The sequence below is a fragment of the Streptomyces sp. NPDC088732 genome, assembly GCF_044751205.1.
GTDB lineage: Bacteria > Actinomycetota > Actinomycetes > Streptomycetales > Streptomycetaceae > Actinacidiphila.
Genome location: NZ_JBIVLI010000029.1, coordinates 48026 through 60843 on the forward strand (window position 1 = coordinate 48026; position 12818 = coordinate 60843).

Sequence of the window (12818 nt, forward strand, 5' to 3'; positions counted from 1 at the left end):
GTCGGCCGTTCATGAGGCCAGCCGGTCCCGGGCGGCCGCCTGGGGGCGGTCGCCGTAGGTCACCACCAGCTCGCCGTCCCGGGCGTCCACCCCGATCGTGGCGCCGTCCTGCACGTCGCCGCGGATCAGGGCCCGGCCCACCAGCGTCTCGACCTCGTGCGAGATGTAGCGGCGCAGCGGCCGGGCGCCGTAGACCGGGTCGAAGCCCTGCTCGGCGATCAGCTCGCGGGCGGCGTCACTGAGTTCGACGGTGATCCGCCGCTCCGCCAGCCGCCGGCGCAGGTCGTCGATCTGCAACTCGACGATGCGCTCGATCTGCTTCAGGCCGAGCGGCCTGAACAGCACGATGTCGTCGACGCGGTTGAGGAACTCGGGCCGGAACCGGCTCTGGAGCTCGCCCATCACCAGCGCCCTCGCGTCGGGCTTGACCTCGCCGTCGGGGGTGACGCCGTCGAGCAGGTGGGCCGAGCCGATGTTGGAGGTCATGATGACGATGGTGTTGCGGAAGTCGACGGTGCGGCCCTGGGCGTCGGTGATCCGGCCGTCGTCGAGCACCTGGAGCAGGGTGTTGAACACGTCCGGGTGGGCCTTCTCGATCTCGTCGAAGAGGACCACGGAGTACGGCTTGCGGCGCACGGCCTCGGTGAGCTGCCCGCCCTCCTCGTAGCCGACGTACCCGGGAGGAGCGCCGACCAGCCTGCTGACGGTGTGCCGTTCCTGGTACTCGCTCATGTCGAGCCGGACGATATTCTCCTCGGTGTCGAAGAGCGTCGCGGCCAGGGCCTTGGCCAGCTCGGTCTTCCCGACGCCGGTCGGTCCGAGGAAGATGAACGAGCCGATGGGGCGCCGCGGGTCGCGGATGCCCGAACGGGCCCGGATGATCGCGTCGGTGACCAGCCGGACGGCCTCGTCCTGTCCGATGACGCGCTCGGTGAGGATGTCGTCCAGCCGCAGCAGCTTCTCCCGTTCGCCCTCCTGGAGCCTGGCCACCGGGATGCCGGTCCACGCGGCGACGATCTCGGCGATCTCGTCCTCGGTGACGACCTCGTGCAGCAGCCGGCTCTCGCCCTGCTTCGCGGCGAGCGCGTCCTCCTCTGCGGCGAGCCGCCGTTCGAGGCCGGTGAGCGTGCCGTAGCGCAGTTCCGCCGCGCGGTTGAGGTCGTAGGCGCGTTCGGCCTCCTCGGCCTCCTGGCGGACCTGCTCCAGCTCCTGGCGCAGCTGCTGCACCCGCCGGATGGCCTGGCGCTCGGCCTCCCACTGGGCCTGCATCGCGTCGGCCTGGGCGCGCAGGTCGGACAGCTCGCGGCGCAGCTCCTCCAGGCGCTCGGCGCTGGCCGGGTCGGTCTCCTTGCCGAGCGCCGCCTCCTCGATCTCCAGGCGGGTCACCCGCCGTGTGATGCCGTCCAGTTCGGCCGGCATGGAGTCGATCTCGGTCCGCAGCCGGGCGCACGCCTCGTCCACCAGGTCGATGGCCTTGTCCGGCAGGAAGCGGTCGGAGATGTAGCGGTGGCTCAGCGTCGCCGCCGCGACCAGCGCAGTGTCCTGGATCTTCACGCCGTGGAAGACCTCCAGGCGCTCGCGCAGCCCGCGCAGGACGGACACGGTGTCCTCCACGCTCGGCTCGTCCACCACCACCTGCTGGAAGCGGCGTTCCAGGGCCGCGTCGGACTCGACGTACTTGCGGTACTCCTCCAGCGTGGTGGCGCCGATCATGTGCAGTTCGCCGCGTGCCAGCATCGGCTTGAGCATGTTCCCGGCGTCCATGGCGCCCTCGGACCCGCCGCCCGCGCCGACCACCGTGTGCAGTTCGTCGACGAACAGCAGGATCCGGCCCCCGCCGCCCTTGACCTCGCTCAGCACGGCCTGCAGCCGCTCCTCGAACTCGCCGCGGTACTTGGCGCCCGCCACCAGCAGGCTCATGTCGAGGGAGAAGATCGTCCTGTCGCGCAGGCCGTCGGGGACGTCGCCGCGGACGATCCGCTGCGCCAGTCCTTCCACGATCGCCGTCTTGCCGACGCCCGGATCGCCGATCAGCACCGGGTTGTTCTTCGTCTTGCGGCTGAGGATCTGGACGACCCTGCGGATCTCCTCGTCCCTGCCGACGACCGGGTCCATCCTGCCGCTGCGGGCCTCGGCGACCAGGTCGCGGCCGTACTTCTCCAGCGCCTCGTAGGAGGCCTCCGGAGTGGCCGAGGTGACCCGCTGGTTCCCGCGGATCCGCGTCAGCGCGGTGAGGAACCCGTCCTCGGAGATGCCGTGCTCCTTGAGCAGCCGGCCCGAGGCGGTGCGGGAGCCCTCGCCGGCCAGCGCCAGCACCAGGTGCTCCACGGACACGTACTCGTCCTTGAGCCGCTTGGCCTCCTGCTCCGCGGTGTCCAGCAGCCGGGCCAGGCGCTGCGTGATGTACACCTGGCCGGGAGCGGCGCCCGGGCCGGTCACCTGGGGCCTGCGCGCCAGCTCCTGCGACAGCTCCTTGCGCAGCGCACCGACCTGCGCGCCGGTCTGCTCGAAGAGCCGGGGCACGAGCCCCTCCGGCTGGTCGAGGAGGGCGAGCAGCAGGTGCTCGCCGTCGACCTCGCTCTGGTGCAGCCGGCCGGCGATCGTCTGCGCCTCCTGCAGCGCCTCCTGGGACTTCTGGGTGAGCCGGTTCATATCCACGATTCATCACTCCTGGAGCCGGCGTTCGCCCTCCTCAGGGCGGCCTCGAGTTCGGCGATCCGGTCGAGCAGGTCGAGCACCACACCCAACGAGGCGTAGTTCAGGGGCAGTCCGGCCCGCAGCCGCTGGACACGGGCCAGCTTCGCCGGGACGTCCGGCGCGAACCACAGCCGCCCGCCCGCGTCCCGGTCGGCGTCGACCAGGCCGAGCGCGACGAATCTGCGCACCAGGTCGGGGTGGAGGCCGGAGCGCCGTGCGACGAGCTCCAGGTCGAGCCGGCGGACCGGGACCATGGCCGTACCGCGTACGACGACGTTCAGCACCGGACGGTACGCCGGGGCCGCCGCCCTGACGCCCGGGGCCGGCCGGCGGACGGCGGCACGCGGCCGCGGATCGCTGGTCATCCCCGCCTCCTCGGGTCGAAGGAGGAGACGCCGGCCAGCTCCTCGTAGAGCCGGCGCTCCTGGTCGCCGACATCGGGCGGCACCATGATGCGGACCTCCGCGTACAGATCGCCCGCGGCGCCGCGCGGATGCGGCATGCCCTCGCCGCGCAGACGGAGCCTGCGCCCGCTGGACGAACCACCCGGGACCGTCACCTTGGCGGTGCCTCCGGGAGTGGGGACCGGCACTGTCGCGCCGAGCGCCGCCTCCCAGGGCGTGACCGGCAGGACGACGTGGATGTCCCGGCCCTCCAGGCGGAACCGCGGATCGGGGGTGATCCGCACGCGCAGGTACAGATCGCCCGGCGGGGCGTCGCCGCTGCCGCGGCCTCCCTGACCGGCCAGCCGGATGCGCTGGCCGTCGGTCACGCCGCGGGGGATCGTCACGTCGTACGTCCGCTGCCCACCGGGCCCGCCGAGGGTGATGCCGCGCTTCCCGCCGTGGTAGGCCTCCGCCACGCCGAGCCGGATCTCGGCCTCCTGGTCGGCGCCGGGCACCGGGCCCCGGGTGCCGCCGCGGCCGAACATGCCGCCGAACAGGTCCTCGAAGTCGACCCCTTCGAAGCCCTCGCCGGCGTCCGAGACGAAGCGGACCCGGCCGCCGTCGCCGCCGCCTCCCGCGCCGCCGGGCCGGCCGCCGCGGGCCCGCGCCCCCGCACCGACGCCCGCGCCCACACGCTCGTCCCAGTCCTCGGGAACGCGGCGGAAGTCCTCGCCGAAGCGGTCGTAGCGCCGGCGCGTGGCGGGGTCGGACAGCACGCCGTACGCCTCGTTGAGCTCCTTGAAGCGCTCCTCCGCGCCCGGGTCCTTGTTGATGTCCGGGTGGAACTTGCGGGCCCGGGAGCGGAACGCCTGCTGGATCTCCTCGGACCCCGCGTCATGCGCCAACCCGAGCACCTCGTAGTAGTCCCGTGCCATCGGACGTCACTCCTGACGCCTGGCGACCACGACGGACACCGGGCGCAACTGCGTCTCGCCCTCGCCGTAACCGGGACGCACCACCTGCACCACGGAGTTGGGCTCCGCCTCTGGGTCGTCGACGACCCCGACGACCTCGTGCAGGGCCGGGTCGAAGGGCACGCCGGTCTCCTCGTGGCTGGGGAACCCCAGGCCGCGCAGCACCTGCACGGCCTGGTCGCGCACCGCCTTCACGCCCTCCAGCACGGCGGAGCAGTCGGACCCGGAGTGGGCCAGGGCCAGTTCGAGGTTGTCGACCACGGGCAGCCAGGCGGCCGTCGTGCGGGCGCGCTCGGTGAGCCGTTCGCGCTCCAGTTCCCTGCCGTGGCGCTTGCGGAGGTTGTCGAGGTCGGCCAGGGCGCGGCGCCAGCGGTCCTGCAACTCCTCCAGCGCGGCGGTCCGTTCGTCCGGCCCGGGGGCGGCACCGGGAGCGGCCGCCCCCGGCACCTCCTGCGGGGCCTGCCCGCGGACCCCGTCGGGTACGTCGACCGGTGCGGGTCCGGCCGGGGGCGTCGTCGGTTCCTGTTCGGTGGACATGAGCGCGCATCAGCCCTTGTCGAACTCGGCGTCGATCACGTCGTCGCCGGCCCCCGCGCCACCGCCGACGGGGCTCTCCTGCCCCGCGCCCGCCCCGGCCGCCGGCTCCTGCGCCCCCGGACCCGTGGAAGGCCGGGCCGCGGCCAGCGAGGCATGGACCTGCTGCAGGTCCGAGGTCAGCGACCGCACCCGGTCCAGCGCCGCCTCCTGCTTGACGGCCTCCCTGGCGTCGGCCACGAGCATCTCCGCCCGCGCCTTCTCGTGGGCCGGGGCGGACTCGCCCAGCTCGTCGAGCCGGCGCTCCACCTGGTAGGCGACCGCGTCCAGCTCGTTGCGGGCGTCCACGCCCTCGCGCAGCGCCTTGTCCTCGCCGCGGTGCTGCTCGGCCTCCCGGACCATCCGCTCGATCTCGCCCTGGGCCAGGTTGGACCCCTCGCTGATGGTGATGCCCTGCTCGGCGCCGGTGTCCTTGTCGCGGGCGGTGACGTTCAGGATGCCGTTGGCGTCGACGTCGAAGGTGACCTCGACCTGCGGCTCCCCGCGCGGTGCCGGCCGGATGTCCCCCAGCTGGAAGCGGCCGAGCACGCGGTTGTCCGCCGCGGACTCGCGCTCGCCCTGGAGCACCACCACGTCCACCGCCGGCTGGCTGTCCTCGGCGGTCGAGAACGTCTCGGCACGGCGCACCGGGACGGTGGTGTTCCGGTCGATGATCCTGGTCATCACGCCGCCGCGGGTCTCCACGCCGAGCGACAGCGGGGTCACGTCCAGCAGCAGGACGTCCTTGACCTCGCCCTTGAGCACGCCGGCCTGGATCGCGGCGCCGAGCGCCACGACCTCGTCCGGGTTGACGCTCATGTTGGGTTCCTTGCCGCCGGTCAGCCGGCGGACCAGCTGCTGGACGGCGGGGATGCGCGTGGAACCGCCCACGAGGATGACCTCGTCGATGTCGTTCTCGCCGATCTTGGCGTCGGACATCGCCTGCTTGACCGGCCCCATGGTGCGTTCGACCAGGTCGGAGGTGATCTGGTCGAACGTGGAGCGCATGACCGTCTCGGTCAGGTGCTTCGGGCCGGACGCGTCGGCGGTGATGAACGGCAGGCTGACCTGCGTCTGCGTCACCGAGCTCAGCTCCGTCTTGGCCTTCTCGGCGGCCTCGAAGAGGCGCTGCAGCGCCTGCGGGTCCTTGCGCAGGTCGATGCCGTTCTCCTTCTGGAACCGGTCCGCGAGCCAGTCGACCAGGCGCCGGTCGAAGTCGTCGCCTCCCAGGTGGCTGTCGCCCGCGGTGGAGCGCACCTCGACCACGCCGTCCCCGACGTCGAGCAGGCTCACGTCGAAGGTGCCGCCGCCCAGGTCGAACACGAGCACCGTCTCGTGCTCCTTTTTGTCCAGGCCGTAGGCGAGCGCGGCGGCGGTCGGCTCGTTGATGATGCGCAGGACCTCCAGGCCGGCGATGCGGCCGGCGTCCTTGGTGGCCGTGCGCTGGGCGTCGTTGAAGTAGGCGGGCACCGTGATGACCGCCTCCGTCACGCGCTCTCCCAGCTGCTTCCCGGCGTCGTCGGCGAGCTTGCGCAGCACCAGGGCGCTGATCTCCTCCGGCGCGTAGAGCTTGTCGCGGATCTTGAAGCGCGCGTTGCCGTGCTCGTCGGGCACGACGTCGAAGCCGACGGCCTTCGCCTCCTCCGGGATCTCGTCGTAGCGGCGGCCGATGAAGCGCTTGGCCGAGTAGATGGTGCCCTTCGGGTTGAGGATCGCCTGCCGCCGGGCGAGCTGGCCGACCAGGCGCTCGCCGGTGTCGGTGAACGCGACCACTGACGGGGTCGTGCGGCTGCCCTCGGAGTTGGGGATCACCGTCGCCTCCCCGCCCTCCCAGGCGGCGATCACCGAGTTGGTGGTCCCGAGGTCGATCCCGACTGCCTTGGCCATGGGGTGCTCCTTAACGTCGCGGGCTTCCCGCCCGTCCGCGCGCTGCGCTGCGGGCCGGCACCGGGGCCGGCGGCCGCCCCGCAGGAGACCTGTGGGCGCGGAGCGGCCTCGACGGCCCCCGGTGCCGGCATCGGCTCCAGCGTCCCGGCCGGAACCGGTCGGCGGCCTGCGCCTGCGAGGACCAAATCCGCGGTGTTTCTCGTCCTGGCATCACAAGGTGTCGATTGGGTACAAAAGTCAGCAAGTCGTGCACATCGTGTATGCCCCGGCCAGGAGCGGCGACGGGGCGTGCGGAAGCGGTTCGTCGACGAGGAGCCGGCTCACCATGAGCGTTTCCACGAGCGGGACCGGCCGGGCCCCCGAGGTCCGCACCAGGAACTGGGACCGCGAGCACCTGGCGAATCTCTACAGCCTTTTCGTGCTCTCGATGATCATGAACGACGGCCGGGACGAGGCCGACATCATGCGGCTCGCCCTGACGTCCGTCGCGGCACTCGGCCCCTGCCGGGCGGAGGCCGGTCACCTCACCTCCGAAGGGTCCCACGCCGGCGTCCCCGCGGCCGGGCGGTCCGCGGTGCCGGGACTCGGCGACCGGCTGCGGCAACTGGACGGCAGGGAAGGCCCCGTCCTTGTGCGCGGGCGCGCCTGGGGCTGGGCCTTCGCCCTGCACACCCGGGGCGGCGGCATCGGGCACCTGGTGGTCAGCGCTCCCGCGACGCCCACCGACGACGAGCGCTTCCTGATCCATGTGCTCGCCCAGCAGACCTCCGCCGCCCTGGCGAACGCCGCGGCCCGGCGCCGCGAACGCGAGCACGCCGAGGAGCTGCGGCGGCTCAACGAGGAACGGGAGAGCGTGAACGCGCGGCTCGCCGCGTCCGTCGCCGAGCTCACCTACCAGCGGACCGTGCACGAGGTGCTCAGCGAGGCGACGGCGAGCGGCAGCGGCGCGGCGGGCATCGCCGCCGCCGTCCACCGGCTCACCGGCTGCCCCGTGGCCATCGAGGACCGCTTCGGCAACCTGCGGGCCTGGGCCGGACCCGGCCGCCCCGACCCGTACCCCAAACCCGACGCCACCCGGCGTGAGCAGCTCCTCCAGGAGGCCGCCCGCCGGCTGCGGCCGCTGCGCGTCGGCGACCGCCTCATCGCCGTGGTCCAGCACCGCGGCGAGGTCCTGGGCGCCATGGCGCTGGTCGCCGCGGCGGACCGCCGCGGCGAACAGGACGAGTTCACCCTCGACCACGCGTGCACCGCGCTCTCCCTGGAGCTGGCCCATCAGCACAGCCTCGCCGAGGTGGAGCTGCGGCTGCGCCGCGAACTCGTGGAGGACCTGATCGCGGGCACCGACGACGAGAGCGCGTACGCCCGCGCCGCCGCGATCGGGCACGACCTGCACGGTCCCCACTACCCGGTCGCCGTCCAGTGGGAGGGCCGGGCGGCCGACGACGCCTTCGTCCAGGCGGTCGGGCGCGCCGCCGCGGGACTGCGCCTGCGGTGCCTGCCGGCGCGACGGTCGGGCATGGCCGTGCTCGTCCTCCAGGGGCGGCCCCCCGCGGACGCGCTCTATCGGGCGGTCTCCCGCGAACTGGGCACCTCCGCGGGCGCGATCGGCGTCGGAGGCCGCTGCGACGCCCCGCGCGACCTGCCGCGCTCGTTCCAGCAGGCGCTCAGGGCCCTGGAGGTCCGCTGCCGCTCCCAGTGCCCGAACGGTGCCACGACCTTCGACGACCTGGGCTTCTACCGCATCCTCGGGCCGGTGGACGGCGACGACCAGGAGGTCAGGCACTTCGTCAGGGAATGGATCGGCCCGCTCCTGGACTACGACGTCGCGCACCACTGCGATCTGGCCCGCACCCTTGCGCAGTACTTCGAGTGCGGGGGCAACTACGACCAGGCGGCCGCCGCCCTGGGCATCCACCGCAGCACGCTGCGCTACCGGCTGCAGCGCATCCGCGACGTCGGCGGGCACGACCTCACGGACGTGGACAGCCGGCTCAACCTGCACGTCGCGACACGGGTGTGGCGGGTCCTGGACGGCGGCGGCCCGTGAGGAGGAGCGCGCCATGGACGGGGAACGGCACACCGCCGGCGGGACGGCCCTCGTGACGGCCTCCGCCACCGTCGCCACGGTGGGCGGCACGCCCCTGCGGCAGGGGGACCACATCTGCGCGTTCTACCGGGGACACGCGGAACGCGACCGGCTCGTCACCTCCTTCCTCGCCGAGGGCCTGCGCGCGGAGCACGTCTGCACGCTGCTGGCCGCGCCGGAGGACGCCCGGGCGTACCGCGACGCGCTGGAGGCCGAAGTGCCCTCCCTGGTGCGGGCGGGCGGCCGTCTCGTGGTCGGGGACCCGCAGGACACCTATCTGCGGAACGGCGCCTTCGACGCGGACGGCATGCTGGCGTCCCTGCGCGGCTGGGTCGCCGAACTCCTCGACGGCGGCGGGGCCGCGGCCGTCGACGGCCGGGGGAGGCGCCGTCCCCGGCTGCTGCGGATCGCCGCGGACATGAGCTGGGCGCACGCCCTGGTGCGGCCGGGCTTCGTCCGCGAGCTGGTCGCGTACGAGACGCGCGCCACCTCCTGGCTGAGGGCCTGTCCGCAGGTCGGCGTCTGCCTGTACGACCTCGGGCTCTTCGGCGGGGACCTGATCATCCCCATGGTCAAGGCGCACCCCAGGGTGTGGCTCGGCGGCATGGTGGTCGAGAACCCGTACTACCTCGACCAGGAACCCGGTCCGGGCAGCGGCGCCGGCCCCGCGGGGGCCGTCGTGAACTGACGGCCGCGGCGCCGGACGGCCCGTCCGAAGCCCGTCCGCGGTCCGTCCGCGGCACGCGGGATACTGGCCGCATGAAGCTGACGGTGTTCTGGGAGCGGATGCACGCGCACTTCGGCGACATGTACGCCGACTCTTTCGCGCGTGACCATGTCATGTCCGAGCTGGGCGGCCGGACCGTGTACCAGGCGCTGGAGGCCGGCTGGGCGGCGAAGGACGTCTGGCGCGCGGTGTGCGCCGCCATGGACGTACCGGCCTCGCGGCGCTGACCGCTGCGCGAGACTGTGCCCGTGGCAGGAAGCGACGAGACGACGATCGGCACACCGGCCGACTTGGCAGAGCCCGCAGTCCCCGGAGAACCCGGCGGCCCCGCCGGGCCGCCCGGGGACCAGGGGGAGGGCTCCCGGGAAGGGGCGGGGATACCGAGGATGCCCCGGTGGCTGCCGCGGGCCATGGTGCTGGCGGTGGCGCTGCTGGCCGCCCTCCAACTGGCCGAGTGGGCCTTCCACCAGGTCATCGGCCTGCTGGTGAACATCCTGCTGGCCTTCTTCGCCGCCCTGGCGATCGAGCCCGCGGTGGACTGGATGGCCGCGCGCGGCATGCGCCGGGGGCTGGCGACCGGGCTGGTCTTCCTGGTGGTCCTGGCCCTGGGCGGCGTCTTCGTGGTGGCGCTCGGGTCGCTGCTGGTGGACCAGATCACCTCGATCGGCCGGAACCTGCCGGAGTACGTCGACGACGTGGTGCTGTGGGTCAACCACGTCTTCGGCACCGACCTGTCCGTCGGCAAGCTGCAGCAGAACGTCCTGCACTCCGACTGGCTGCGCAATTACGTGCAGAAGCAGGCGGGCAACGTCTGGGGGCTGTCGGCGACCGTCCTGGGCGGGGTCTTCCAGGTGCTGACGATCACCCTGTTCACCTTCTACTTCGCGGCCGACGGGCCCCGGCTGCGGCGGGCGGTGTGCTCGGTGCTGCCGCCGGCCCGGCAGGCGGAGGTGCTGCGGGCCTGGGAGATAGCCGTCGCCAAGACGGGCGGCTACCTCTACTCGCGGGCGCTGATGGCACTGATCTCGGCGGTCGCCCACTACGTGCTCTTCCAGATCCTCGGCATCCCGTACGCCCCGGCGCTGGCGGTGTGGGTCGGCGTGGTCTCGCAGTTCGTGCCCACGGTCGGCACCTATCTGGCCGGGGCGCTCCCGATGCTCATCGCGTTCACGCAGGACCCGTGGGACGCGGTGTGGGTGCTCGGGTTCGTCGTGGTCTACCAGCAGTTCGAGAACTACCTGGTGCAGCCGCGGATCACCGCGCGCACCGTCGACATACACCCGGCGGTGGCCTTCGGCTCGGTCATCGCGGGCACCGCGCTGCTCGGCGCGGTGGGGGCGCTGGTGGCGATCCCGGCGACGGCGACCCTGCAGGGCTTCCTCGGGGCGTACGTGAAGCGGTACGCGGTGACCGACCCGCGGGCCCACGAGCCGCAGCCGCGGCGGATCCGGTGGTCTGGGTGGTCCCGGTGGTCCGGGTGGTCATGGCCGCGGCGGACGGGCTCCGGCGGGGGCGGCGGAGGCGACCGGGACGGTCGTGGTGACGGCGCCGGCGGCGGTGACGGCGGTGGTGACGGCCGCGACGGCTGAGTCGTGCGTGTCGCTTGACACGCAAATCGAACATCCATTCTTATGAGTGTGGCGGGCCGGTTCTCCCGGAGTTATCCACAGGCCCGAGCGACGCCGGGACGCATTGTCAGTGGCAGGCAGTAGCGTCTTGGACGTGAAGCGAACGACTCAGACACCCAGGGTGGAACCCATGGCAGGAACCGACCGCGAGAAGGCGCTCGACGCCGCGCTCGCACAGATTGAACGGCAGTTCGGCAAGGGTGCCGTCATGCGCCTCGGCGACCGGCCGAACGAGCCCATCGAGGTCATCTCGACGGGGTCCACCGCCCTGGACGTCGCGCTCGGCGTCGGCGGCCTGCCGCGCGGCCGCGTGGTCGAGGTCTACGGCCCGGAGTCCTCCGGCAAGACGACCCTGACGCTGCACGCGGTGGCCAACGCCCAGCGGGCCGGGGGCAAGGTCGCCTTCGTGGACGCCGAGCACGCCCTCGACCCCGACTACGCCAAGCGCCTCGGCGTGGACGTGGACTCGCTGCTGCTCTCCCAGCCGGACAACGGCGAGCAGGCGCTCGAGATCACCGACATGCTGATCCGCTCCGGCGCGCTGGACCTCATCGTGATCGACTCCGTGGCGGCCCTCGTGCCGCGGGCCGAGATCGAGGGCGAGATGGGTGACTCCCACGTGGGTCTCCAGGCCCGACTGATGAGCCAGGCACTGCGCAAGATCACCGGTGCGCTCAGCCAGTCCAAGACCACCGCGATCTTCATCAACCAGCTCCGCGAGAAGGTCGGCGTCATGTTCGGCTCGCCGGAGACCACCACCGGTGGCCGTGCGCTGAAGTTCTACGCCTCCGTGCGTCTGGACATCCGCCGCATCGAGACCCTGAAGGACGGCACCGACGCGGTCGGCAACCGCACCCGGGTCAAGGTCGTCAAGAACAAGGTCGCGCCGCCCTTCAAGCAGGCCGAGTTCGACATCCTCTACGGCCAGGGCATCAGCCGTGAGGGCGGCCTGATCGACATGGGCGTGGACCACGGCTTCATCCGCAAGTCCGGTGCCTGGTACACCTACGAGGGCGACCAGCTCGGCCAGGGCAAGGAGAACGCGCGCAACTTCCTGCGCGACAACCCCGACCTCGCCGACGAGATCGAGAAGAAGATCAAGGAGAAGCTCGGCATCGGCGTCCGGCCCGAGGCCCCGGGCGAGCAGCCCGGCGCGGACGCCGCCGGTCCCGCCGCGGAAGCCACGGGTGACGCTCCGGCGGCCGCGGCCGCGACGACGGCCCCGGCGGCCAAGACCGCCAAGGCGACCAAGGCCGCGGCGGCAGCCAAGGCCTGACGGTGGCATCCGGGCACAAGGATCGTGGTGGCTCTTTCTCGTCGAGGGCCGAGCAAGAGCCGCCACTTGACCCCGTGGAGCAGGCGCGGGCGCTCTGTCTGCGCCTGCTCACGGGGACTCCACGCACCCGCAAGCAGCTCGCGGACGCCATGCGCCGCCGGGACATCCCGGAGGAGGCGGCGGAAGAGGTGCTGGAGCGGTTCGAGGACGTGGGGCTCATCGACGACCAGGCCTTCGCCCACGCATGGGTGGAGTCCCGGCACCACGGCCGGGGTCTCGCCCGGCGCGCCCTCGCCCAGGAACTGCGCACCCGGGGTGTGGACGCGGAGGCGATCGGCCATGCCGTCGGGCAGCTCGACGCCGACCAGGAGGAGTCCACGGCCCGCGCCCTCGTCGACCGCAAGCTGCGGGCCACCCGGGGTCTGGAGCGGGAGAAGCGCATCCGCCGGCTCGCCGGCATGCTCGCCCGCAAGGGATATGCGGAAGGACTCGCCCTGAGGGTGGTGCGGCGTGCCCTGGAGGAGGAGGGTGAGGACCCGGAGGCGCTGGAGTACTACCTGCCCGACTGAACCATCGTTGAGGTT

General features: G+C 72.7%; 10 protein-coding genes and 1 pseudogene. 6 read left to right on the plus strand and 5 right to left on the minus strand.

What is annotated here, in order from left to right; translation table 11 throughout:
* Positions 1-9: 9 nt before the first annotated feature.
* From clpB to dnaK, 5 genes are read right to left on the minus strand one after another with little or no spacing between them, the layout of a single operon-like run.
* Positions 10-2658: an ATP-dependent chaperone ClpB gene (gene clpB, locus ACIP9H_RS36160; RefSeq protein ID WP_401963274.1), complete on the minus strand. Its 2649-nt coding sequence runs from the start codon at positions 2656-2658 to the stop codon at positions 10-12.
* A complete protein-coding gene (locus tag ACIP9H_RS36165) occupies positions 2649-3062 on the minus strand; it encodes a chaperone modulator CbpM (protein WP_401963276.1) in 414 nt (137 codons plus the stop codon). The genes clpB and ACIP9H_RS36165 overlap by 10 nt, the downstream gene beginning before the upstream one ends.
* Positions 3059-4018, minus strand: a complete 960-nt coding sequence (locus tag ACIP9H_RS36170) for a DnaJ C-terminal domain-containing protein (protein WP_401963277.1) — start codon at positions 4016-4018, stop codon at positions 3059-3061. The genes ACIP9H_RS36165 and ACIP9H_RS36170 overlap by 4 nt, the downstream gene beginning before the upstream one ends.
* Before the next feature lie 6 nt (positions 4019-4024).
* Positions 4025-4594: a nucleotide exchange factor GrpE gene (locus ACIP9H_RS36175; RefSeq protein ID WP_401593209.1), complete on the minus strand. Its 570-nt coding sequence runs from the start codon at positions 4592-4594 to the stop codon at positions 4025-4027.
* Positions 4595-4603: 9 nt separating this feature from the next.
* Positions 4604-6517: a molecular chaperone DnaK gene (gene dnaK / locus ACIP9H_RS36180; RefSeq protein ID WP_401593211.1), complete on the minus strand. Its 1914-nt coding sequence runs from the start codon at positions 6515-6517 to the stop codon at positions 4604-4606.
* 325 nt (positions 6518-6842) lie between these two features.
* Between dnaK and ACIP9H_RS36185 the strand changes: the two genes are divergently transcribed.
* The 6 genes and pseudogenes from ACIP9H_RS36185 to recX form a co-directional block, all read left to right on the plus strand.
* Positions 6843-8564, plus strand: a complete 1722-nt coding sequence (locus ACIP9H_RS36185) for a PucR family transcriptional regulator (RefSeq protein WP_401593213.1) — start codon at positions 6843-6845, stop codon at positions 8562-8564.
* Positions 8565-8577: 13 nt separating this feature from the next.
* A complete protein-coding gene (locus ACIP9H_RS36190) occupies positions 8578-9291 on the plus strand; it encodes an MEDS domain-containing protein (RefSeq protein WP_401593215.1) in 714 nt (237 codons plus the stop codon).
* A 71-nt stretch (positions 9292-9362) separates the two neighbouring features.
* Positions 9363-9557 carry a DUF3046 domain-containing protein gene (locus ACIP9H_RS36195; protein WP_401593218.1) on the plus strand — a complete coding sequence of 65 codons (195 nt, stop codon included), beginning with the start codon at positions 9363-9365 and terminating at the stop codon, positions 9555-9557.
* Positions 9558-9716: 159 nt separating this feature from the next.
* Positions 9717-10919, plus strand: coding sequence for an AI-2E family transporter (locus ACIP9H_RS36200; RefSeq protein ID WP_401593219.1), 1203 nt, complete (start codon positions 9717-9719; stop codon positions 10917-10919).
* 169 nt (positions 10920-11088) lie between these two features.
* Entirely contained in the window at positions 11089-12234 is a 1146-nt protein-coding gene (gene recA / locus ACIP9H_RS36205; protein WP_401593220.1) for a recombinase RecA, read from the plus strand.
* Positions 12171-12803: pseudogene (gene recX, locus ACIP9H_RS36210) on the plus strand (recombination regulator RecX); the annotation flags it as partial. The gene recA and the pseudogene recX, both read left to right, overlap by 64 nt.
* Between the last annotated feature and the right edge of the window lie 15 nt (positions 12804-12818).